Here is a 23683-nt window from a genome sequence, read left to right on the forward strand (position 1 = left end):
ATATTCCGGTCCGTAGCTCGAGTTTCCGCTGCGGATCCCCACGATCGAACGACGGCGAGCATACGCCGAGCAATTACGCAAGAGTGGAGTTTCGGGCACCTTGTTGCCGTGTCGTTGTGTGCCGTCCGACCTGCGTAAATGTGAACCGCATACGTTTGGCTCGCGGTGCGGTTTCGCGTCGATTCCCGGTGACACACCGCGCCGACCGCGATTCTCCAGAGAACCGCGAACAACTCGGTTAGGGTCGGCACGTCATGACCGCCGGGCTCGGTGCCCTTGCGACACCACCCTGCGGGTCCGGCGGTCATGGCCATCCCCACCCGCGATCTCACCGGTGCTCTAAACTCGAGCCGTGTCGATGACGTCGTCACCCGCCCCGCAGCCCACCGGTGGCAGGCAGGCGCGCTGGCAGCCGCACAACACTCGGCGGCGCGAGCTCATCGTGACGGCCCTGATCGAATTGATCGAGGAGACGCCGATGGGCGTCGAGGTCTCGATGCAGCGGATCACCGAGCGCTCCGGATTGTCGAAATCGGTGGTGTACCGGCAGTTCTCAGGTCGCGAGGAACTCGACCGGCGCACCAGGACGGTGATCGGCGATCGGTTCACCGACGACATCGACGCCGCGCTCGACATCTCCGACGGTTCCATCCACGTCATCCTGCGCCGCACCATCGCCGAGGTGGTGGACTGGATCGACCAGCACGCGCGTCTCTACGACTTCCTGCGCCGCGGTCCCGCGCTCGGCGACCCCAACGACGTGGACGGCGTGAGCAGCCTGAAGGACCGGATCGCGGCACGCACCCGCCAGCTGGTCTCCGGCCTGGCCGGAGTGGTCGGCGTGGTGGACGAGGCGGCCGCGGACACGATGACCTTCGCCATCGTGTCCATGACGGAGGCCACCGTGTCGCGCTGGGCGCGCGCTCCGGAACGCCCGATGAGCCGCGACGAACTCGTCGCCGAGCTCGCCGGTTACACGTGGAGCGTGCTGGACGGAGTCGCGCGGGCGCACCATCTCGCGCTGGATCCCGACGAACCGCTGCTCGCCGCGCTCACTCGGTTGGCGAGCGTCGACAGCTCCTCCTGACGCGCCGCGAAAGACCTCAGGCGATGCGGCGTTCGGGTTCGCTGCGGTAGCGCGCGGCGTCGCCGTCGATGTGCAGCATCGACCACACCCGCTTGGTGACCGGGTTCATCAGACCCAGTTCGCTCGCGAGTTTGCGGATGTCGCCGAAGTAGCCGGACAGGATCCGGCGCGACTGCGGCGCCCGCCAGAACGCGTCGCGGAACACCTCGCGCGGGATGTCGAACTCCTTGGCGAACGAGCGCGGCGGCACCATGATCTCCCCGGCCAGCCAGCGCATGGCCAACGGAAAGGCCAAGGCGCACACGGCTTTACCCGCGGGGCTCATCCGATCGATGTGCGCCTTCAGGAACTCGTTGGCGAAGGAGATGTGCCGAGCCTCCTCGGCGATGTGGATCTCCATGGTGCGCAGCACGGCGGGCGGGATGTTGCCGCCGTCGCGGATGATCGCCTTCTGATAGTGGTCGATCGGTTCCTCGCCGCCGAGAATGCCGATGAACAGGATGACGTGCGCGTAGCCGCCCGCCACGCCGATCAGGGGGGACAGCGCGCGGAAGATCGGCCGCATGCCGGGCACATCCACGCCGATCCGGTTGACCAACTCCTGGAACATCTGGATGTGATTGCACTCTTCGGTCATCTCGTGCAAGCAGTAACGGAACTCCGGAGAGCCGTTGGGCAGCTTCATGATGTACTGCATCATTCCGCGGATCAGCACGCTCTCGAAGGCCGCGCCCACCTTGATCACATTCGCGGTGCGCCAGCGGCCGATCTCGATCTGCCGCTGCGGCGGCAGGTTTCGGTACCAGTCGGTCGCGCCGAGCGGATCGAACTCCGGGGACAGGATCCATCGTGGATCGTCCTTGTCGATCGCGAATTCGGGGCCGTCCCAGTCGATGTCCAGGTACGGGTCGAACTTCCGGTGCACCGAACCCTCGGACAGGGTGTCCAGCGTTTCCCAGTACTCCCGATCGAACAGTCCGGTGCGAACCGATTCGGACAGCGTCATCGATGCCTCCTCGCTCAGGCCGGCGCCGGGCGCCGGCACTGCGCACGCTCCTCGCGTGTTGTGATCCAGAATATATGGGACTGGCGGTCCCACACAATGGGGCGAGAGAGGTTTGTTCGGCGGTCAGGCGGGGAAACCCAGCAGGTCCAGCAGGTTGTCCAGGACCAGCTCGAACAGCTCGGTGCGGTCGGCGAAGGTGTCGCGGCCGTACATGTCGAACACGTCGAAGCTCACCGCGCCGAACAGCGCGCTCCAGACCGCGACGCCGCGCACCACCAACCAGTCCGGCACGTTCAGGTCGAATTCGTCGCGGACATCGGCGAAGCTGCCCGCCAGCGCGGTCGAGACGCGGACCGGGCGGGACGGCTCCCGCAAGCGGCCCGCACCGTACGCGTCGGCGAAGATCCGCATGAGCGTGGCGATCACCCGCACACCGGGATCGACGGTCTGGTCGGCGGGCGCCTCGTATCCCGGCACCGGCGAGCCGAAAAGCAGCCCGTACCAAGCGGGTTCGGCCAGCGCCCAGGCGCGCACCGCGCGGCCCGCCACCCGCAGCCGCTCCGCGGGATCGGCGGGCGCGGCGGTGAGGGCGTCGTCGACGGCGTCGCCGAGGGCGTTGTAGCCGTCGACGACGAGCAGGGTCAGCAACTCGTCACGGCTGCGTACGTACCGGTACACCGCCGAGGAGACCACGCCGAGATCGCGGGCCACCGCGCGCAGCGACAGCGCCGCGGCGCCGTGTGTGGCCAGATGTTCGCGGCCGATCCGCTTGATGTCCTCCATCGTCTGGGCTCGTGCCCGCGCGCGCGGCGTCGTCATGGGCGTCACTTTAGTGAACACCGCTCGCGAATCCGTCAGCCGTCCAGTTCGCGGACCGCGCGCTCGATCTCGTCGGCCAAGGTCGCACCGCCGACCTCCCACGCGGCGGCGCGGAAGCGTTCGCGGAACCGGCTCAGGTCGGTGCCGATGCCCTCGCCGCCGTAACTCGTCGCGGCCGCGTCGCGGAACGTGCGCACCATCTCGTCGGCGAGCTCGGCGATTCTGGCGCGGATGAGTTTGCGCAGCGCACCGCTGAGGGTGATGTCGGTGCCGACGTCGTAGAGGATCAGCGCGCCCTTGAGCATCGGCTGATCGGGAATGCGCCAGCCCTCCCCGCACGGCTCGACGTACTGGGCGGCGACGAGTTCGTCGAGGATGTCGGCGCGGCGATCGCCGAGCAGGGACGACAGTTCGTCGTCATCGATCACCACCGATTGGTCCGCCGCACCGGGATACCGCGGATCGAGCACCGAGCGCCAGTCGGCGTTGGCGCCACGCTGGGCTTCGGCGTCGAACACCTCCCGGATCGCCTCCAGGCGCAGCCCGCGCGCCTGCATGCCGGAGATGTCGCGCAACCGATCCAGGTGTTCGTCGGTGTACACCGCCTCCTTGCCTGCGCGACCGGGTTTCGGCAGCACACCCAGTGAGTGGTAGTAGCGGATGGTGCGCGCCGGTACACCGCTGAGATCGGCCAGCTGAAGACGGCTGTATCGGGACACGCGACTCAGCATAGATACTCCGGGCGACCGCTCGTTGACAGCTCCTACTGTCCGCATTAGCGTAACGCGGGTCACTGCCGACCGTTCGAGGAGTCCCGCGCATGTCCCAGCGAGCAACCGACTTCGATGTGCTCATCGTCGGTTCCGGTTTCGGCGGCAGCGTCACCGCGCTGCGCCTGGTGGAGAAGGGGTACAAGGTCGGCGTGCTCGAGGCGGGTCAGCGCTTCGCCGACGACGAACTCCCCAAGACCAGCTGGGACCTACGCAAGTTCCTATGGGCGCCGGCGCTCGGCTGTTACGGCATTCAGCGCATCCACCTGCTGCGCGACGTACTGATCCTCGGCGGCGCCGGTGTCGGCGGCGGTTCGCTGAACTACGCCAACACCCTCTACGTGCCGCCGAAGCCGTTCTTCCAGGACCCGCAGTGGCGGGACATGACGGACTGGCGCTCGGAGCTCACGCCCTACTACGAGCAGGCCCAGAAGATGCTCGGCGTCGTGCGCAATCCGCACATGACACCCGCCGACGAGATCTTCAAGAAGGTCGCCGAGGACATGGGCGTCGGCGACACCTTCGTGCAAACCCCGGTCGGCGTGTTCTTCGGTGAGCCGGGCAAGACCGTGGCCGATCCGTACTTCGGCGGTGTCGGCCCCGAGCGCACCGGCTGCGTGGAATGCGGCGACTGCATGGTCGGCTGCAAGTTCGGCGCCAAGAACACGCTCGTCAAGAACTATCTGTACCTGGCCGAGCAGGCCGGCGCCGAGGTCGTCCCGATGACCACGGTCACCGCGCTGCGGCCGCTGCCCGACGGCACCTGGGACGTCGAGACCAAGCGCACCGGCAAGGTGGTCCGCAAACAGCCCAAGACCTACACCGCCGCGCACGTGGTGCTCGCCGCGGGCACCCGAGGCACCCAGAAGCTGCTGTTCGACATGCGCGACAAGGGCGTGCTGCCCGGCCTTTCCAAGCGGCTCGGCGTGCTGACCCGCACCAATTCCGAATCGATCGTCGGCGCCGCGACCAGGAAGGTCACTCCCGGCGTCGACTTCACCAAGGGCGTGGCGATCACGTCCTCGATCCATCCGACGCCGGACACCCACATCGAACCCGTCCGCTACGGCAAGGGCTCCAACTCGATGGGTCTGCTGCAGACGCTGATGGTGGACGGCGGCGGCCGCATCCCGCGCTGGCTGCGATTCCTGCTGCTGGTCCTGCGCCATCCGCTGCACCTGTTCCAGTTCCTCAGCACCAAGAACTGGAGCGAGCGCACCATCATCTCGCTGGTGATGCAGCACCTGGACAACTCGATCACCACCTACACCAAGCGCGGCGTGTTCGGACGCAAGCTCACCTCCAAACAGGGCCACGGCCAACCGAATCCGACGTGGATCCCGGTCGGCAACGAGGTCACGCGCAAGGTGGCCGACGAGATCGGCGGCATCGCGGGCGGCAGCTGGGGCGAGATCTTCAACATCCCGCTCACCGCGCACTTCCTCGGCGGCGCCACCATCGGCGCCGACCCGGAGCACGGCGTCATCGACGGCTACCACCGGGTCTTCGGTTATCCGACGCTGAGCGTGGTGGACGGCGCGGCGGTCTCCGCCAACCTCGGCGTGAACCCGTCGCTGACCATCACCGCGCAGGCCGAGCGGGCCGCGGCCTACTGGCCGAACAAGGGCGAGGTGGACACCAGGCCGTCGCAAAGCGAGGGGTACCAGCGGATTTCCCCGGTCGCCCCGGTCAAGCCGGTGGTACCGGCAGGCTCGCCCGCCGCGCTCGTGTTGCCGATCGTTCCGGTGCGCCCGGCGAACCAGGAGACCCCGGCCGCCGGCTGAGCGCGGTCGGCCGACGAAGTACCGGCGGCCCGTGGTCGATTCGACCGCGGGCCGCCTTGCGTATGGCGACCGGCGCTACCAGTCGGTCCAAGCGACGGCGCGCAGCGGAAACGAGCCCGTTCCGTGCACCGGCGCGGGCAGCGCGACCAGCCTGGCGCCGAGGTCGGGCACCGCGTGGAGGTTCGTCATCTGCTCGATGATCGGAATCCCCGCGCCCAGCAGCGTGTGGTGACACGGCCGCGTCGGCAGGGACGTGTCGTCGATGTCGAGCGAGTCGATGCCGACCAGCGCGACATTGGCGGCGACGAGCGCGTCCGCGACCTCGCCGACCAGGAACGGATGTCCGGGGCCCTGATACGAGGCCGAACCCCATCGGGAGGACCACCCGGTGTGCACGAGCACCGCCTTGCCCCACAGCCGGGCGGGGTCACCGAGCAGATCCGGCCCCACCGCGCGCATCCCCGCCGCACGGATCACCACGATCGGCACATTGAACAGCCGCTCCAGCGGCAGCTCGGCGATGTCGCCGCCCTCGGCGTGGAAATGGAAGGGTGCGGCGATGTAGGTGCCGGTGTGGCCGACCATGTCCACGCGGGCGATCTCGTAGGCCATGTCGATCAGCGGCGACCGCGTACGCGAAATGTCCGGGGTGACTCGCGGGCGAGGCAGGCCTTGGTAGGTGAGCATGCCGTCCGAGATCGGATGGGACAGCTCCACGACCGACTTGCTCATGCTGGCGACCGTACCGGCCGCTTGGGCTGCGATCTACCGATCCACCCGCACGCATCGTCGGGGACCGAGCCTCGAGGCGATGCTGCCGGAACACGATTTGGCGGCGCACTCGCACCCCTTCGGCGTGTCGCTGGGAGTTTGCCGAAGAGGGCATTTGAATGCTGGTGGCTCGTCGACGTATCCGCGCTCCCCTTGGAGGTCAGAGGTCGTGACTCGTCCGTTTTCCCTGTTCCCCGGCAATTGCTGCAACCGCGTGACCCAAGTCCTCGGCACCCTCGGCGGTATGGCGCTGGGTGTTGTGCTGGCGACGACGGCAACCGCGGCACCGCTGTATCCCGCACCCGATCCGGACCCGTTCTACGCCGCCCCGGCGGACCTGGCCGCACACCGCCCCGGCGACGTGCTGGACGTGCGGGAATTGCCGCCGCTGCCGCTCTTCCCCGGCGCCATCGTCCGGCAGGTCGAGTTCCGGTCCACCGACTCGCACGGCACGCCGATCGCCGCGACAACGACGATCCTCACCCCCCTCTTCAACCGGCCGGACGCGCCGCTGCTGTCGTATCAACACTTCATCAACTCGCTCGGCAGTCAATGCGCGGTGTCACGCAGGCTCTACGACAACGATGTGAACCTGTCGCTCACCACCCCGATTCTGAACGTCGCGTTGCAGCAGGGCTGGAGTATCGCGCTGCCGGATCATCTCGGTCCGCAGTTCGCCCTCGGCGCCGCTCGCCTCGGTGGCCAGATCACCTTGGACGGCATTCGCGCGGCCAAACGACTACCCGAGCTAGGTCTGGCGAACAGCCCGGTGGGAATGGTGGGCTACTCGGGCGGCGGCATCGCCACCTCATGGGCGGCGGCGCTGCAACCGACGTACGCGCCCGAGCTGAATCTCGCCGGCGCCGCCATCGGCGGCGTACCGATGAACTTGTGGACCATGGCGGAGGCTTTGGGCTACGACCCGCACCCGGCCTTCGGACTGGCCATGGCGGTGGCGATCGGCCTGGAACGGGAGTACCCGAACCGGCTGCCGCTCGGCGCGCACCTCAACCCACGTGGCCTCGAGGTCCGCGCCGCGATGGCCAACAGCTGCACCAATGAACTGCTCGCCATCGGCGCCAACACCGGTGCGCGCGACTACGCCTCCAACCCCTTCTTCGACATGCCCGCCGATGCCAGGGCGGTCGTGGAGGAGAACAGCTTGGAGCTGTACCCCGGCGTGCCGGAAATCCCGATGTTCGAATGGCATTCGCCGAGCGACCCGCTGATTCCGGTCGGCTCCATCGCGAACACCGACCGTCGCTGGTGCGATGCGGGGGTGCAGCTGGAAACGCTGCGCGTGTCCGTCCCCGAGCATCTGTCCGCGGCATTGGCCGGCGCGCCCGCGGCGATGACGTGGCTGGACGCCCGGATCAAGGGCCATCCCGCACCGCGCAACTGCTGACCGTCGCTCGCCAGATCAACAGCGCCGCTTACCTTTCCACCGGCGTATCGCGCAGCGGCCCGTGTGGTGACGTCCACCCCACGGGCCGCTGCGGCGTTCCGAATCCCCGCATCCTCAGCACCGGCAAGGAGTCGACCATGACCGGCAACACGTCCGCTGGAAACAAAGTCCCGCCCCCGGAAGAGCCCTTCCAGCGCCAGAGCGTCGCTATGGGAATATCCATCACAGCCGCAAGCATGCTCCTGATTCTGGCGGTGACCTCGATCCTGGAGGGCATCTCCGCGCTGGCGGACGACGAGCTCTACGTGACAGGCACCGACTACGTCTACAAGCTCGACACGACGACATGGGGCTGGATCCATGTGGTCCTCGGCATTCTGGCGCTGATCTGCGCGCTCGGAGTGCTTTTCGGAACGGCTTGGGGTCGGTACTCCGCGCTGGGGATCGCGGCGTTGGTGATTCTCGCGAACTTCCTGTCCCTGCCCCATTACCCCGCGTGGTCCATTGTGGTCATCGCGTTGAGCGTGGTGGTCATCTGGGCTCTCACGACCTGGGAGCCGGAACTGACCTAGCGCCGGCCACGGTATTTGCCAATTGCATGCTAGGGCCCGAAATCCGGCGGAAATACGGACGGCTAAATCCCGCTGATCGATAAGGCCTGACGGCACAATGTGGGCCATGCGAACATTTGCCCGTTTGTTGCAGGCTGTCGTTTCCGGGGCGTTGGTCGTGGCGGCCAGTCATGGTGTCGTATCCGCGCCCGCCGCGGGCATGCCCCATATTCAGTTGCCCTGGCTGACTTCCGAGCCGGACGGAGTGCACGCGTCGGGGGCCGTGCTGGCAGACGGATTCACCGGCACGGCACTGTGGTCGCGACAGCCGGACACCCCGGTCCCCATAGCCAGCATCACGAAGGTGATGACGGCGGTGGTCGTCATCGACGCCGGCGACGTCGACCGGACCATCACCGTCCCGCAGGAAGCCATCGCCTACTGCATCAGGCACGACGGCAGCACCGCTGGCCTCGTCCCCGGCGAGGTACTCACCGCGCGACAGCTCCTCTACGCGCTGATGCTGCCCTCGGGCTGTGACGCGGCCTACGCCCTCGCAGAGGCATACGGGCCCGGCCAGGACGGCTTCATCGCGCGAATGAACGATATCGCGCGTCAGATGGGGCTGGCGGGAACACATTTCACCGATCCCAGCGGACTGCCCATCCCCACCGACCACTCCAACCACTCCACACCGGCGGACCTGGTGACCCTCGGCCTGCGCGCGATGCGCCAGCCGGTGTTCCGCGAGATCGTCAGCGCGCAGACCCATCACGTGCCCGCGGGCCCGAGCAACCGTGAACACTTCTGGCGGACCACGAACCGGCTGCTGCGCGACTATCCCGGCACCATCGGCATCAAAACCGGATGGACCGACGCTGCGGGGACCTGTCTGCTGTTCGAGACGGTCCGGGCGGGAATACCGCTGATCGGTGTGGTCCTGCACAGCTCACCGCACAGCGACGTCATCGCGAAGGACGATGCCGAGCGAATGCTGAACTGGGCCTACGACCCGGTCCTGAGCGTGCTGCCGATCCGTTAGGCGCGGTGGCGGCGAATCTGGTGACCGACGTCGCTCCCCGGATTGATCTAATGGTCGGGACCGAGGGGAGCAACGGTGCCAGAGGCAACGAACGCGAATGCCACGCCGTCGCGCGCCGTCACGGCGTGGACGCAAGGCCTGCTCTGCGTGGCGATCGTGGCGAGCGGCGTGATCGTCGGCGGGTTGCTGCACGACCCGGACCCCGACCTGACGACAACGCCGCTCACCACGACCAGCACGACCGCCGAGGCCGAGCCGCCGCAGGCCGTTGTCACGCCGCCGGTCACGTATCCGACACACATTCCCGGCTGCGCCGCCGTCGAACCGCCCGACGAAGGCGGATCGGTGGGCTTCATGGTCAGCGGCGAATTCGGTTACGACAACCCGGCGTATCCGTGGTTCTCCGGGCCCAAGGCCGTCGCGATGTCGACCGCGCTGCACGAGGCGCTGCCCGACGGAGTGGTCATCGGTTTCGAACCCGTCGGTGAGTCGCTGTTGTTCCAGCCGATCCCCGTAACCCTCGACGACTCAGCCGAATTCGCGAAGCTCGGTGGCTTCACCGACGCGCGCGCCACGTTGCGGCGGGGCGATCTGACTGGATCGCTGTGGGTATCGGTGCGGCATTCCGCCGCGCCGATCCCGCCCTGTGTCGCCGGGCACCTCGACGAGCGTCGCCTGCTCGCCGACGGTACGACGGTCGACACACACGACACCTGGTCGCAGGTCGACGGGGTGCGCACCCTCTCCCGCACCGCCCACGCCTACGCACCCGACGGCAGCGTCGTGGTGGCCGCTGCCACCGACGCGCCATACGGGCTCGGCCCCACCGGGACCGTGCCGTTGTCCGTCGACGAACTCGTCGGCCTGGTGAGCGCGCCGGGAATACGGGTCGCGGCACCCGTGCCGCCCGGAACGCCGGAGCCACCCGACGACTGCCGCCTCACGACGGAGGACTCCGCCCCTATCGATGAGGACCGAGCGCGCGGTCTGGACGCGGTGCTGGCGCGGATCCCCCTGGATGGCCTCACCCTCGACCGCCCGCTGGGGGCGCTGCGTCCCGGCGCGGACGACTCCGGCGGAGTGTGCCAGGCGGTGCGTGTCACCGCCGCGGGTCACCGATCGCGGCTGAGCATCGCGATCGGCGCCGGTCGAACGGCGCCTACGCAATCCGCTGCGCCGCCGAGCGGAGAGCGGCTCGGCACACGGCAGCTCCCCGACGGGACGGTCGTCGAGAACCACGAGGCGCGAACGACTCTCGCGGAAACCTCGGAGCTGACGCGCACCGTCGTCGTCACCCGACCGTCCGGGGCCACGGTGCAGGTGGTTTCCGTCGCGGAGAGTCCCGCCGAGCCGCTGAGCGTCGCGCAGCTCGAGGCGATCGCGCTGACTCCCGGACTGGAGGTGTCGTGATGGCGTGGCCGCCCGGCGTTCGCAATCTGGTGCTGGCCGCGGTGGCCGCCGTCGTGACGAGCGCGGGCGCGGTCGCGGTGCTGCTGCACCCCGAGGATGGCACCCGCAAGATCACCGGAACCGTCGACGCCGCACCGGGTCTGGCATGGTCGATCGACGCGGCGGCCATCGACGGGCGAGCGTCCGCGGAGTTCCGCGATCCGGTTGCTGGCACCGAATACGACATGGACACACCGGGTTTCGTCGACGCCGGAGACACCGTCGTGACCGTGATCGGCGTCGCGGACGACGGCATGGTGCGCGACCCGGTGATGTACGGCATCGACGCCGCGACGGGCGCGACGCGCTGGCGGGCGCCCGCGGCCGAACTCGGCGGATGCGCGGACACTCCGGTCGACGGCGACATCATCTGCTTCACGTCCCCGATGGCAGATGTGCCTGCCCTGGTCGGCTACGACGTGGCCAGCGGAGCGATCACCCGAACACCCACCGATTGGCTCGTCTTCGCGCTCGCGGCGGCCGACGATCGCGTCTACGTCGCGGAAGGAGATGTCGAGTCCGACGACGTTCGGGTACACGCCGGAACGCTCGCGGACCCCGACGCCTACTGGACGCGCGCGTTCGCGATGGGCACGTTGTGGGAGGACCTCCCCTCCGACGCGCTGGACGTCTCGCACGGGCAGGGTGTGTTCGCCCTCGGCGCCGACATCGCCGGTTTCGAGCTGCGCGGCGGCGATCCGGCATGGACCGCCGGACTGCACGGATGTTCTCGCGTCACACGGACTTTCGACGCCCTCGTCCTGCACGACCACACCGGGTGTGCCGGGTATTCGCCGGCCGGCGCCGAGATCTTCGACCGCACCGGACGCACGCTCGTCGCGACCGAAGGCGAGGGCGTGCACGATCTGACGATCGACAGACCCGCGGACGCGACGATTCCCGTCCTGCTGGCCGACGTCGCCTACGACCGCCGCGACGGAACAATCCGGTGGACCAACCCCGACCTCGTGCAGACCGGCCCCGACCGCGACGGCAGCGGCGCGAACCGAGGCACCGCGACGGCCGTGCTCGGTGACGTCGCTCTGCTCCACGATCCCGCGACCCTGACCGCGACCGGGCTCGATCTCCGCACCGGGCAACGGCTTTGGCGTACGAACACCGAACGCTTCGGCGCGGTGCACGGCTGGGACGGTCACGTCGCCGTCCTCACCGACGCCACCGGCCTGTGGGCTGTCGAGCCACGCACCGGCGAAATCGCCTGGGACATACCGTTCCTCGCGATCGACGCCGATCCGGACGCCATCACCGGTGGGGGCGAGCTCAGCACGAAGGGCAACGGTCGCTACATCTACGCCGCTCCACGCACGATCATCGGCCTTCGTCCGATCGACGACTAGGCGTACCTCCGCCTTCGCTCCGGCCGTACGCGGTCTAGGGACGGACTGTGTCCGACAGCGTCATCTGTGCGTACCTCCGCCTTCGCTCCGGCCGTGCGCGGTCTAGGGACGGACTGTGTCCGACAGCGTCATCTGTGCGTACCTCCGCCTTCGCTCCGGCCGTGCGCGGTCTACGGGCGGACTGGCGTCCACCAACCGCGATCGGGGGGTCGGTGCGGTCGGTGCCGGCGCATCACACGGTCGGCTCGTGCGGCTCGACGTCGAGGACGTAGTCGAGCACCCTCATCTGATCGGCGAGAGCGCCGGTGCAGGAGACGACGACGCGGTCGGCGCCGCAGAGCTGGACGACCTCGCCGGAGGTGGGCCCGAGCCAATCGAAGAGCTTCTCGCGATTTCCCCCCGCACCGGCGGCGTCGGTGAAGTGCGCGGGATCGAGTCGGACGAGATAGGTGCGGCGCTGCGCTGGCATGGACCCACTCCTCGGTCGTTTGGATAGACGTTGGATGAGGTTGGGTGGCCGGGGTGGCCACTACTTCACGCTAGTCCCAGCGCCGCGGCACCGCGGCACAACGCGCCAGAAGCATGCCGGAGGCGCAAGCGGCGGGCGGCGTCTGCGCGAAACGTGGCCGAGGCGGCGTCGTTGGCCGTATCTTTGCCGTAAGCGGTGTGGATCGGAGTGGATAGTGGCAGCAGGGCAGCTCTCGGCCGACTACGTGATCGTCGGATCGGGCTCGGCGGGCGCGGTGATCGCCAACCGGCTCAGCGAGGATTCCGGGACCCAGGTGGTGGTGCTGGAGGCGGGCCCGCCGGACAAGGACAAGTTCGCCCATATTCCGGCGGCGTTCGCGAAACTGTTTCGCTCCGAGCTCGATTGGGACTACCTGACCGAGCCGCAGCCGCAACTCGACAACCGGCAGGTGTACTGGCCGCGCGGCCGGATGTACGGCGGCTCGTCGTCGATGAACGCCATGATGTGGGTGCGCGGCTTCCGCGCCGACTACGACGAGTGGGCACTGCTGGCCGGCGAGGAGTGGGGATTCGCCGCGGCGGTCGAACAGTTCCGCCGGATCGAGAACGTGGAGGACGCCCAGTACCCCGACGAGGGCACGGCCGGACCGCTGTACGTCTCGCACCAGCGCAGCCCGCGCTCCTCCACCGCGGCGTTCCTGACGGCGGCGCAGGAGTCGGGCTTCACCGTCGAGGCGCCGAACCGCCCGCAGCCCGACGGCTTCAGCCAGACCATGGTGACCCAGCGCGCGGGCAGGCGTTGGAGCACCGCCGACGCCTACCTGCGCCCCGCGCTCCGCCGGGACAACCTCACCGTGCACAGCGAAGCCCTCGCCACTCGCGTGATCTTCGAGGGCAAGCGCGCGGTCGGCGTGGAATACCGCCAGAACGGCGAGACCCGCACCGTCACCGCGCGCCGCGAGGTGGTGTTGTGCGGCGGGGCAATCAACAGTCCGCAGCTGCTCATGCTCTCCGGCATCGGTGACGCCGACGAACTGACCCGGCACGGGATCGAGGTGGTGGAGCACGCGCCCGAGGTCGGGTCCAATCTGCAGGACCACCTGGTCGCGGGCATCGGCTACGGGGTCGCCGAGGATTCGCTGTTCGGCGCCGACAAGAAGCCGCGGCAGCTGATCGACTACCTGCTGCGCCACCGCGGCATGCTCACCTCCAACGTCGGCGAGGCCTACGGCTTCGTCCGGTCCAAGCCGGAACTGGAACTGCCGGATCTGGAGCTGGTCTACGCGCCCGCACCGTTCTACTACGAGGGCTTGGTCGATCCGACCGAACACGGCGTCATCCTGGCTACCGTGCTGCTGCGCCCGCACAGCCGCGGGCGGATCGCGCTCGCATCGGCCGATCCGACCGCCAAGCCGGTCATCGATCCCCGCTACCTGTCCGACTCCGCGGGCGCCGACCGCGCCGCCCTGCTCGCGGGCCTGCGCACCTGCGCGAAGATCGCCGACGCGCCCGCGATGAAGGCGGTGCTCGGCAGCCTCATCTATCCGCCGAACGCGCCGGACGAACTCGAGGCCACCCTCGAACTGGCGATCAACGGCTACTCGCACACCCTCTACCACCCCGTCGGCACCTGCCGAATGGGCACCGACCCGGCCAGCGTGGTCACACCGCGGCTGGAAGTTCGTGGCGTGCAAGGGCTTCGGGTCGCCGACGCGTCGGTGATGCCGCTGCTGATCCGCGGCCACACGCACGCGCCGAGCGTGTTCGTCGGCGAGCAGGCCGCCAAGTTCCTGCGGGAGGCCTGACGGCCCGGCGGGGCGGGGCCGAGCTAGAAGACGGGCACGCGGTCGAAGCCGAGCGGCGGCGTGGGGGTCGGGCCGGTGCCGAGCACCGGCTTGAAGTCGGGCAGCGCGGTCAGTACGTCGATGTTGCGGGCCGCGTAGCAGCGCACTTGCGGCAACGCGCGGGACACTTCGGCCCGCTCCACCGGCTCGTCGTCGACGAACGCGATGGTGTCCAAGCTCAGGCCGAGGGTTCGGGCGATCTGCACGATGCTGGCGGATTTGCGGCCCCAGCCGATCTCCAGCGCCGAGAACATCTCGTAGAGTCCGTGCCGGTACAGCCGGTCCAGCGTGAGGTTGCGATCGCTGCGGCTCGCGACGGCGTGCCAGATGCCGCGGTCGCTCAACGTCCGCAACGTGCGCAGGGCCGCGGGCCTCGGCGCGGAGCTGGTCGCGTCGCACACGACGCCGTCCCACATGGTGTTGTCCAGTTCCCAGACAAGACATCTCAGAGCCGGTCTCATCGCCTGCCCCTATCGTTTCGTCATCACTGCCTGCCCTGCCGTGGCGTGCCCGGCAGACGGGCTACTGCAACCATCGGGGGCACGACACGTGCCGGGCAAGCCCCAGGTTTCTGGGTGGCCGGTCCGGCTCGGGTGATACTACCGGCAGCCCGGCGGAGCGGCATCCGAGCCGAGCAGGCAAACCGTCAGCTCCCCGCGCCGCGCGAACGACCTTGTCCCGCTTGCACGGTCGGCGCGGTCGGCCCCTTTCGGCGTCCACGTCTTCGCCCACACAAGCGCTCGCTTGGGACGAACGCGGTCGCAAGGTCGGTGCCATCACGCGTTGTGCCGCTACTCCCCCATCGACGACCTCGGTCTGCGGCTGTGCCCGCGAGGCGATTTCGCGCCCTCCACCGCCAACGAGCGACCGCCGAGCAACTTCCAGTCGGGGCGGGCCCGGCGCAATGTCGGAAGGTGCGCCGCGGGCGGGCCATCCGGCCGTACGTCCGACGGCTCCCGGGCCACGCCGCCACGCATCCGTCCGACGGACCGGTAACCGCCTGCCCCCCCCGAACCGTCCCCGCCCCCGAGGTGCGAGTAGTTCGAATTCGGCGCTCGCCGCGGTGATAGCGAGGCGTCGACGCCCATATCGTCCCAGACGATTTGCGCGACAAACCGACTCGGAGATATTCCACTCGGACCTGCCGACAAATTGAAAGTTGTCCCTGGACAAACCCCGTGAACCGCAACGGCCGAAAGCCTCGACTCCCCGGTCCTGTGAGCGCTCACAAGGCCGCGAATTCCGCCGCGTCGTCATCTCACAGAACCTGACGAATCGATCCACTCCGGTGATCATCCGGTTAGTGTGAATGCGCTGCACAGCAAAATCTTGGGCGGAAGGAGTCGCCAATGACCGTCGACAGTGGGGCCAGACCGAGCTTGACTTTGTCCGGCCGACCGATGTCTTCGCCGTTGCAGGACGTCCGGAGCCTATCGCGCCAGATGGTCGGGCATTTCGTCGAGAACGTGGTTCCCTGCGGCACCTTACCCGGCGACGCCATCAGCGGCGACGTCACGACCATCACCCGGCTCTGCCTCGAGTTCGCCGTGAGCATGCTCGACGGACAGGACATTCCCGCCAAATTGCAGCGACTGCAGGACGCCGCGGCGGGCTGGGCGCGCGAGGGCGTGCCGATCGACACGATCCACCACTCGATTCACGAGGGCTTCAAGATCGGCCTGGATCTGGTGGTCTCCAACGCCACCATCAAGGATTACGGCAACCTCGTCGACGGCGCAAAGATGGTCGTGGAAATGCTCGACCAGATCACCTCGGCGATCTCGATGGCCTATGTGCGCGAGCTGCGCGCGGTGGTCAGCGAGCACCACACCGCCGTGCACACCCTCACCTCCGCGCTGCTCGGCGGGCACAGCACCTCCACGATGGCGCGCGAATGCGGCATCGCCATCGCCTCGTCCTACGCGGTGATCGCGGTCGCCATCCCCCAGCATCGCGACGAACGCAATCCGGCCGTGGACGGTCAGGTCGTGGCCAGACGCAAGCTGCGCCGGGTGCAGGCCGAGCTGGCCACCCGGTGCGGCAACACCGCGCTGTCCTTGCTCAGCGTGGACGGCGGCACCATTCTGATTCCGTCCGGCGCGCTCGACAAAGGGCAGCTGGACGCGCTGATCACCGAGCTGTCGCGGTCCGCGCAGGTAGGCATCACCGCGACCATGGTCGAGGCCACCCCCGAGCAGATACCCAACGCCGCCGACCAAGCGCACGAACTGCTCGACATGGTGCAGCGCCTCCAGGCGGTGGCCGGGCTCTACCGGTTCGACGAGCTGGCGCTCGAATACCAGCTGACCCGTCCCGGGCCCGGCCGCGAATATCTTGGATCGCTGCTCGACCCGCTCGACGAGCACCCGGAACTGCTGGAGACATTGCAGCGGCACATCGCCAACAACCTCAACCGGCAGCGCACCGCCCGCGTGCTGCACGTGCACACGAACACCGTCGACTACCGGCTCAAACGAATCGGCCAGCTGACCGGCTTCGACCCGTCGCAGCCCTCCGGGCTCTGGTATCTCCGTTCCGCGCTGGTAGCGCGCACCTACCGCACGGCGTGATTCCAGGCGGGTGCGTGCACACTCTGCCCATTTCGGGTGTGCGCGCACTCGCCAGCGGCGGCGCAGACACGGCTTGGCGGATCGGGCATCCGGTGCTCCGGTCACCGAAAGTTATTGCCCTTACCACGAATTCGGATCGGCCTCGCGCTTCGATGGCGTTTGTCCCACTGAGCGGGAAATCCTGGGCGAGACAATGTGAAACAGCTGCGCGTCTGTTTCGTCGGCGATAACGTCCCCTAGTCATGAGACGCTCTGTTGCAGGCATCGCCCTCGGCATCACCATCACCGTCGCCGCCCCACTGTCCGCCGCGCAGGCCGACACCGGCTCGTCCTCATTGTCGGGGGGCTCCGGCTCGTCCTCGCTGTCGGGCGGTTCCGGTTCCTCCTCGCTCTCCGGTGGCGGCGGGCTTCCCCCGTACGCGCAGTGGATCACCGAGGTGCAGACGGTCGCCGCGCAGGCGCGGGACTACCTGGCCGGACGGCTGCCCGGCGCCACGCGACCGGCCATCGTCCTCGACATCGACAACACCTCGCTGGAAACGCAATACAACCCCGGCCCGATCACCCCGGCCATCGCGCCCATCCTCGAACTCGCCAAGTGGGCGGAATCGCAGGGAGCGGCAATCATTTTCGTCACCGGCCGGCCCGCGCTCACGAACCTCTACACCCAGACCAACCTGACCGCCGTCGGATACCCGGTGGACGGGCTCTACGGCAGTCCCCTCACCACCCTGTCCGCGGGCTCGGCCGGATTGGAGCAGTACAAGACCAACGCCCGCATCGACATCGAGGGCGACGGCTACACCATCGTCGCCAATATCGGCAACAGCCCATCGGATCTCGCGGGCGGGCACGCCGAGCGGACGTTCAAGCTGCCGGATTACGACGGCAAGTTGTCCTGAAACCTGGACGCAGACAGCCGCTTTCGCCGCCAACTCCTGGACGCCGCGGCTCCCTGCGCCGGGCCGCGACGTCAGTTGTAGGCGGCGCTCCCTGCCCCCTCACGCGCTGCTGCCGCAAGTCTTCCGGAGTCGCGGAACATTCGAAAAACCCGGCCTGCAACAGGTCCGGGTCTTCCAAGCCGACCGCGGTCAGTACGCGTTTGCGGTGCAGAGCACCTCGCTGATCTCCGCCCCCGACTTGTCCGCGGAACCGACATTGGCCAGCATCGCGGGCGGGTAGTACTGGGCCAGGCTGGTGTAGGCGGCGAACAGCGCGTCCGAGCGGGTCGGACCCGCGCCGCTGCCGACCGCGTCGTCGCTGTAGACAAGCGCGCCGCAGCCGTCCGACCAGTCCACGAAGACGACGCAGTCGGAGGCGCCGTCCCAACCGCACCAGGCGAGCGCCTCCTCGATGGCCTCTTCGCGGCTGGGAGCATCGATACCGGTGCCGTAGCTCCACTCCTCGGCGCTGAACGCGATCGCCCCGTACAGACCGCCCGCATTCGCGGTACCGGCGCCGATCACCGACCCGGCCGCGAAACCCACCGCCGCGACGGCGACGACGGCCTTACCCATGAACTTCATCGAGCACTTTCCTCTGTGAACACCTGCGGTGGATACGAATCCACGAATCATGACGCATCAACGTCCGATTCGCCCAATTCGACCCGGAGGGATCACGTTTCCCGCAGACCGCTATCACCAGCGGTATGAAAGCGGCTCATCCGACAGCGTCCGCCTCGGCCGTGGCTACCGCGCCGACGTCCGGAGCAGCGATGGCGAAGTAACCCCGCACGGCCCGTTCGAGCACATCGACCGCGAGCAGCGTCTTGTCCACCGAAATGCTCTCGTCGTAGACCGCCCATCCGTCGTCACCTGGCCCGAAGGTGACGGCGGAGATCCCCGCGTGCCGGAAGCGGATCGTGTCGTTGAACGCTGGTTTCACGTAGTGCCGCACCGGCTTTCCGGTGACGGTCCGGTAAGCGTCGCCGATCGCGCGCACCACCGGGTCGTCGGCGGGCACCGCGACGCTGCCCGGCACGAAGGTCGGCCCTGGCACGTACTCGACCTCGACGGTGATACCAGCGGGCGCCAGCGCGGCCAGCCGAGCGTGGAAGGCCGTGAGCAGCTCCCCCGCCGCGACACCGGGGCCGACGTTCACCGCCGCCACCCTCGCTCGCGCGCGGAGCGGCGTGAACTGGGCCATGCCCGCTTCGCCTGCCTCCAGCCCGACGATCGAGATGGGCCAGTCCCCGACCGGTTCGGTGACGATCGCCGCGAGCGCCTGGCTCAGGAACGCGGCCGGGTTGACGCCGGTATCGGGCCGCCAGATGTGGCTGGCGGTGCCGTGGGCGGTGATGTCGAACAGCGCGTGCCCGGTGTTGGCGACGGCGAGCGCGATGCCGCCGCCCGAATCGTCCTGCCACGCGGTCGGTTCCACGGTGATCGAGGCGTCGGCGCGCAGTCCGTAGTCGTCGAGGAGGTAGCACGAGCCGTCGCCGCCGTTGCGTTCCTCGTCGACGGTCAGCACCACGGCGAGGGTGCCGCGGCTGGGCGGGTCGTCGAGCACGCGCCGCGCGGCGAGCAGCAATGCGGCGAGGTTCGCGCGGGTGTCCGACGTACCGCGACCGTAGATCCTGCCTTCGGCGACCACCGCCGCGTACGGTTCGCCTTCGCAGATCGGCCAGCGGCTCGGCGGTCCGGCCGGATAGGTGTCGAGGTGGTCGTTGAGCACGAGCGTCGGTCCCGGCCCGAACCGTTTGACGGCGACGACATTCGGCCGCCGCGGTGACCGGCCCGCCAATTCCACCGCGAAACCCCAGTCGCTCAGCCGGGCCGCCAGCGGACGCGCGATGCGTTCTTCCTCCGGCGGACGCGCGGGCCCGTCCAGACTGTTCTCGCACCACGGTTGACCGGTCGCCACCAGTTCGGTGACCAGCGCTACGAGTTCCGTCTCCGGCACCTGCGTCATGCCGCCTCCAATTCCACCAGTGCCCGCAGGCCACGGTCGTCCAGTCCGCGAGCCAGCCCCAGCCCGACCAGCAGGCGCGCCCGGTGCGGCGACAGATTCGGCGCGAGCACCGCGCCCGCCGCGGCGAGGGTCGCCACCCCGCCCGGATAGCCATAGACCGGGGCGACCCTGGAATCCGTTGCGCGGGTGGTGAGTACGACCAGAACGCCGGCCCGCAGCAGGCGTTCGGCGGCGGCGGCCTGCTCCGGCGGCAGGTTGCCCGCGCCATTCGCGGCGACCACCACCACCCGGTGCCGCGCCCCCGCCGCCTCGAGCAGGGCGCCGTCGTCGTCGAGCGCGGCGACGACGATCGGAACCGGCACGATGGGGCCCGTCGGGTCACCGTGCGCGATACCTCGCGCGGGAATCCGGTGCCACAACACGCTGTTCGGCGCTACCACCGCGATCGGTCCGCGCCCCGGCGCGTCGAACGCGTCGCGCGCCAGACCGGAGACCTTCAGCACCTCGCGTGCGGCGAACACCTTGCCCGCGAAGACGACCACCGGATCGATGTCCGCGCCCGCCGCCGCAACCGCGGCCGCGTCGGCCAGATTGGCCGCTCCGTCGCTGTCGGCGCGATCGCCCGGGATCATCGAACCGGTCACCACGACGGGCACGGGCCACCGCTCGCGATAGGCGAGCCAAGCGCCCACCTCCTCGATCGAATCGGTGCCGGTGGTGATCACGAGGCCGTCGACGCCCTCGGCCACCAGTTCCCTGCCGCGCCGCACCAGCCGCTCCAGCAGTTCGAAGCCGACTTCCGAGCCGCCGACGAGCGCCAAATCCTCTGCGCTGTTGATTCCTTCGACGTGTTCGGCGAGACGCGCCGCCCCGTGCACCGGGACGGCGCCGCCCGCCGCCTCCCGCATCGAGATCGTGCCGCCGAGGCCGATCAACCGCACGTCAGCCATTCGCCGCTCCGTTCAACGGCCCCGGCGCCACGAGCGCGCCGTAGTCGGGAATGGTTGCGTCGACGGGGATCCGGCCGATGCTCTTGGCCCACCGTGCCCGATCGGCGAGGTCGCCGGCGAGCTCCGGACCGAGTTCGGTACGGAACTCGAATTCGCTTGCGACGCCACCGATCAGCCCCTGTTCCAAGCCGGTGGCCGCGGCAACGGCTGCCAGCGCGGCCGGTTCCCGGTTGGTGAGCGGCGCATCGGCGAGGCGCAGAGCCGACAGCAGGGCCTTGATCTCGGCCGACTTGCTCTCCACCGTGCTCGCGGTCGCGAGATACAGGCTGTGCTGGTTGTACTTGTCTCGGCCCTGCAACTCGACCGCATCGGCGCCGAGTGCGGCGACGACCTTCGCCAGCGCGGGCTGGAAGACCGCGACCGCGTCCACGCTGCCGGTGCTCACGGCGGCGACGATCTCGGCGGGCCCGGTCTGCACCAGCTCCGCGGTGATCCCGGCCTCGGCGAGGAACCTGGTGGCGAAGAAGTGCGCGCTGCTTCCGAGCGGCACCGCGATCCGGCGGCCAGCGAGGTCGGCGATCTCATCGATGCCCGCCGACCGCCGCGCGACGAAACGTCCTCCGTCCCAACGCGCCCCGTCGGCGACGACCCGCAGTGCGGGGTTCTTGATCGCGGCCGCGGCCGTCGGCACGTCCCCGCCGTTGGCGATGTCGACGGCCCCGCCCGCGAGCGCTTCCAACGCCGCCGCACCGGTCGGGAACGGCAGAATCTCCACCCGCACACCGGCTTTGTCGAACAGACCGAGGTCGCGCGCGACCGGTACCTGCGACCAGCAGGGATCGACGACCCAGCCGAGCCGGAGGGTGCCTGGCGCGCTGGCCTGTCCGCCGCCGCACGCGGTGACCGTCGCCGCGAGCGCGAAGACAGCGGCGAGGACGGCGCCGAGACGATATCGGATGGATCTCATGGGTGCTCTCCGGTTGTGACGGGACGGTCCGACCCCGTCGGGGCCGGAGACGACGGCGGGCGCAGCAGTTCGTAGAGGTGCTTGCGCAGCGCGGGGTAAGCGGTGAACTCACCGAGGCTGCTCGCCGGACGCGGGCGTGGCAGCGGGTTGGTCAAGTGGTCGGCGACGATGCCGTCGGCCCGCAGCACCAAAATGTCGGAGGCGATGCGGATCGATTCCTCCACGTCATGAGTGACGAAAACGATTGTGGTTCCTGTGCTTTGCCACAGATCGACGACGAGGTCCTGCATGTGCGTGCGGGTCTGGGCATCCAGCGCGCCGAATGGCTCGTCCATCAACAACACCCGCGGCCGGATCGCGAGCGCCCGTGCGATGCCGACCCGCTGGCGCATCCCGCCGGACAGTTCGTGCGGCAGCTTGCCTGCGACCTCCGGCGGCAAACCGACGGCGGTGAGCAATTCGGCGATCCGCTCGCGTCGCTCGGTGCGCGGTACCCTGGCGGCGCGCAGCGCGAAGCCGAGGTTGCGGGCTACCGTGGCCCACGGGAAGAGCACATCGCGCTGGAAGACGACGCCGCGTTCGCGGCCCGGCCCGGTGATCTCCGCGCCGTCGAAGCAGGCCCGTCCGCGCACGGGCCGGACGAAGCCGGCCACGCAGTTCAGCAAGGTCGACTTCCCGCAGCCGGAGGGACCGAGCACGGCGAGGAAGGAGCCGGGCTCGACGCGCAGATCGAAATCGGCGAGCACCGGCCGGTCACCGTAACCGACGGTGACCGAGGACAATTCGATTCCGCCGGCGATCACGACTGTTCCGCCGCCCACGCCACGAACCCCTTGGTCGCCCGGTGGAACAACTGATCGGCCAGCGCCCCGACGATGCCGAGCGCCGCGAGGCAGGCGAAGAGCCGATCCGGCTGACTGAACAGCCGCGCCTGGTCGAGCCGGAACCCGAGCCCCGCCGTGACGCCCGCCTGTTCCGAGGCGACGATCAGGATCAGCGACATCGCGATGCCCTGCCGCAGACCGGTCAGCACGAACGGCAGGGCCGATGGCAGCACAACGGAGCCGAACACCTGCGCGCGGCTGGCGCCGACGCTGGCCGCCACCCGGAGGTGGTCCTCGCGGGTGGCCGCGATCCCGGTGTGGGTGTTGATCCAGACCGGGAAGAAGACGCCCAGCGAGGTGAGGAACAGCTTGGACTCCTCACCGAGGCCGAACCACAGGATCGCCAGCGGTACCAGTGCGATCGCGGGGATCGGCCGAACCAGCTGGATGAGCGGCTCCAGCAAACCGCGCGCGATCACGCTGCGTCCGGTGAGCGCTCCGACCACCACGGCGATCGCCGAACCGACGATGAAACCGCTCGCCGCGCGCCGGAAGCTGGCGAGTGCGTCGTCGACCAGCGTGCCCTGCGCCGCCATCTCGGCGGCGGCTCCGGCCACCTCGCCCGGTGACGGCAGCAGGGCGGGCGCGAACACCTGGAAACGGGTGAGCGCGTACCAGATCGTCAACGCGCCGAAGACGCTGACGATCGGAAGGACGAGGGCGACGCCGACCCGTTCACCGCGCCCGAACGCGGGAAAGCTCGAGGGCCGCCGGCGAGTCGAACCGGACTTCGCCACGACGGGCGGACTGGAACTGGACACAGGACTACCTCGGGAGAGTCGACAGGCATGGACGAACCGGTTCGTACCGCGCCCGAATACGTTCGCGGGACGGTCGGAGTTCGAGCAGGCGAGCCGACCTCTTTCGGCGCGCCGACCCGCCGCTCAGACGATAACCAGCGCGGCGCCGCCCGCCCGGCGCCCGATTCGGGGGCGAAAACCGGCGCACACCATTGCGCCGGTTGGACGCGGAGTCGACCTGCGGCGCGCCGGCGATTCCGCCACCTCGCCACCGCCTCGCGCCATTGGAATCACACCGATCCGAA

22 protein-coding genes are annotated in these 23683 nt (G+C 69.0%); 10 read left to right on the forward strand and 12 right to left on the reverse strand.

Annotated features, from left to right (window positions below; translation table 11 throughout):
* Window positions 1-358 precede the first annotated feature (358 nt).
* The gene (locus FB390_RS24130; protein ID WP_246124344.1) at window positions 359-1087 is read left to right on the forward strand and encodes a TetR/AcrR family transcriptional regulator; all 729 of its coding nucleotides are present in this window, start codon (window positions 359-361) and stop codon (window positions 1085-1087) included.
* A gap of 16 nt (window positions 1088-1103) precedes the next feature.
* Here the strand turns inward: FB390_RS24130 and FB390_RS24135 are convergent, their stop codons facing one another.
* From FB390_RS24135 to FB390_RS24145, 3 genes are all read right to left on the reverse strand, one after another.
* Window positions 1104-2093: an AurF N-oxygenase family protein gene (locus FB390_RS24135; RefSeq protein ID WP_141811001.1), complete on the reverse strand. Its 990-nt coding sequence runs from the start codon at window positions 2091-2093 to the stop codon at window positions 1104-1106.
* Window positions 2094-2216: 123 nt separating this feature from the next.
* Entirely contained in the window at window positions 2217-2912 is a 696-nt protein-coding gene (locus FB390_RS24140) for a TetR/AcrR family transcriptional regulator (RefSeq protein WP_141811002.1), read from the reverse strand.
* A 35-nt stretch (window positions 2913-2947) separates the two neighbouring features.
* A complete protein-coding gene (locus tag FB390_RS24145; RefSeq protein ID WP_246124185.1) occupies window positions 2948-3631 on the reverse strand; it encodes a MerR family transcriptional regulator in 684 nt (227 codons plus the stop codon).
* A 101-nt stretch (window positions 3632-3732) separates the two neighbouring features.
* Between FB390_RS24145 and FB390_RS24150 the strand changes: the two genes are divergently transcribed.
* Complete coding sequence (locus FB390_RS24150) at window positions 3733-5466, forward strand: GMC oxidoreductase (protein ID WP_141811004.1); 1734 nt, start codon at window positions 3733-3735, stop codon at window positions 5464-5466.
* A gap of 75 nt (window positions 5467-5541) precedes the next feature.
* Here the strand turns inward: FB390_RS24150 and FB390_RS24155 are convergent, their stop codons facing one another.
* The gene (locus FB390_RS24155; RefSeq protein ID WP_141811005.1) at window positions 5542-6198 is read right to left on the reverse strand and encodes a cyclase family protein; all 657 of its coding nucleotides are present in this window, start codon (window positions 6196-6198) and stop codon (window positions 5542-5544) included.
* Between the two features lie 283 nt (window positions 6199-6481).
* Here FB390_RS24155 and FB390_RS24160 point away from each other — a divergent pair, with 283 nt between their 5' ends.
* The 5 genes from FB390_RS24160 (at window position 6482) to FB390_RS24180 (ending at window position 12042) form a co-directional block, all read left to right on the forward strand.
* Entirely contained in the window at window positions 6482-7642 is a 1161-nt protein-coding gene (locus tag FB390_RS24160; protein WP_141811996.1) for a lipase family protein, read from the forward strand.
* A 137-nt stretch (window positions 7643-7779) separates the two neighbouring features.
* Window positions 7780-8214, forward strand: coding sequence for a DUF7144 family membrane protein (locus FB390_RS24165; protein ID WP_141811006.1), 435 nt, complete (start codon window positions 7780-7782; stop codon window positions 8212-8214).
* Window positions 8215-8320: 106 nt separating this feature from the next.
* Window positions 8321-9235, forward strand: a complete 915-nt coding sequence (locus FB390_RS24170) for a D-alanyl-D-alanine carboxypeptidase family protein (protein ID WP_246124186.1) — start codon at window positions 8321-8323, stop codon at window positions 9233-9235.
* A gap of 75 nt (window positions 9236-9310) precedes the next feature.
* Window positions 9311-10645 (forward strand): hypothetical protein, encoded by a 1335-nt coding sequence (locus FB390_RS24175; RefSeq protein WP_141811007.1) that lies wholly within the window; start codon window positions 9311-9313, stop codon window positions 10643-10645.
* Window positions 10645-12042, forward strand: coding sequence for an outer membrane protein assembly factor BamB family protein (locus FB390_RS24180; RefSeq protein WP_141811008.1), 1398 nt, complete (start codon window positions 10645-10647; stop codon window positions 12040-12042). Before FB390_RS24175 ends, FB390_RS24180 begins: the two co-directional genes overlap by 1 nt.
* Window positions 12043-12274: 232 nt before the next feature.
* On the opposite strand, the gene FB390_RS24185 is transcribed toward FB390_RS24180, so the two are convergent.
* Window positions 12275-12511: a hypothetical protein gene (locus FB390_RS24185; RefSeq protein WP_141811009.1), complete on the reverse strand. Its 237-nt coding sequence runs from the start codon at window positions 12509-12511 to the stop codon at window positions 12275-12277.
* Window positions 12512-12725: 214 nt separating this feature from the next.
* Between FB390_RS24185 and FB390_RS24190 the strand changes: the two genes are divergently transcribed.
* Complete coding sequence (locus tag FB390_RS24190; protein WP_141811010.1) at window positions 12726-14315, forward strand: GMC family oxidoreductase; 1590 nt, start codon at window positions 12726-12728, stop codon at window positions 14313-14315.
* A gap of 23 nt (window positions 14316-14338) precedes the next feature.
* Here the strand turns inward: FB390_RS24190 and FB390_RS24195 are convergent, their stop codons facing one another.
* Window positions 14339-14815: an HAD-IIIC family phosphatase gene (locus FB390_RS24195; RefSeq protein ID WP_141811011.1), complete on the reverse strand. Its 477-nt coding sequence runs from the start codon at window positions 14813-14815 to the stop codon at window positions 14339-14341.
* Window positions 14816-15703: 888 nt separating this feature from the next.
* Here FB390_RS24195 and FB390_RS24200 point away from each other — a divergent pair.
* Together FB390_RS24200 and FB390_RS24205 are read left to right on the forward strand one after the other, a co-directional pair.
* Window positions 15704-16924, forward strand: coding sequence for a PucR family transcriptional regulator (locus FB390_RS24200; RefSeq protein ID WP_141811012.1), 1221 nt, complete (start codon window positions 15704-15706; stop codon window positions 16922-16924).
* Window positions 16925-17166: 242 nt separating this feature from the next.
* Complete coding sequence (locus FB390_RS24205) at window positions 17167-17826, forward strand: HAD family acid phosphatase (RefSeq protein ID WP_141811013.1); 660 nt, start codon at window positions 17167-17169, stop codon at window positions 17824-17826.
* Window positions 17827-18015: 189 nt separating this feature from the next.
* On the opposite strand, the gene FB390_RS24210 is transcribed toward FB390_RS24205, so the two are convergent.
* From FB390_RS24210 to FB390_RS24235, 6 genes are all read right to left on the reverse strand, one after another.
* Window positions 18016-18450: a DUF4189 domain-containing protein gene (locus tag FB390_RS24210; protein ID WP_141811014.1), complete on the reverse strand. Its 435-nt coding sequence runs from the start codon at window positions 18448-18450 to the stop codon at window positions 18016-18018.
* A gap of 136 nt (window positions 18451-18586) precedes the next feature.
* Entirely contained in the window at window positions 18587-19837 is a 1251-nt protein-coding gene (locus FB390_RS24215) for a M20 family metallopeptidase (protein WP_141811015.1), read from the reverse strand.
* Window positions 19834-20787: an asparaginase gene (locus FB390_RS24220; protein WP_141811016.1), complete on the reverse strand. Its 954-nt coding sequence runs from the start codon at window positions 20785-20787 to the stop codon at window positions 19834-19836. Before FB390_RS24220 ends, FB390_RS24215 begins: the two co-directional genes overlap by 4 nt.
* Window positions 20780-21754, reverse strand: a complete 975-nt coding sequence (locus tag FB390_RS24225) for an ABC transporter substrate-binding protein (protein ID WP_141811017.1) — start codon at window positions 21752-21754, stop codon at window positions 20780-20782. Before FB390_RS24225 ends, FB390_RS24220 begins: the two co-directional genes overlap by 8 nt.
* Window positions 21751-22557, reverse strand: coding sequence for an ABC transporter ATP-binding protein (locus tag FB390_RS24230; protein WP_141811018.1), 807 nt, complete (start codon window positions 22555-22557; stop codon window positions 21751-21753). Before FB390_RS24230 ends, FB390_RS24225 begins: the two co-directional genes overlap by 4 nt.
* A complete protein-coding gene (locus FB390_RS24235; protein ID WP_141811019.1) occupies window positions 22554-23399 on the reverse strand; it encodes an ABC transporter permease in 846 nt (281 codons plus the stop codon). Before FB390_RS24235 ends, FB390_RS24230 begins: the two co-directional genes overlap by 4 nt.
* Window positions 23400-23683 lie beyond the last annotated feature (284 nt).

Origin of the sequence: Nocardia bhagyanarayanae, assembly GCF_006716565.1 — a bacterium.
GTDB classification, from domain to species: Bacteria; Actinomycetota; Actinomycetes; order Mycobacteriales; family Mycobacteriaceae; genus Nocardia; species Nocardia bhagyanarayanae.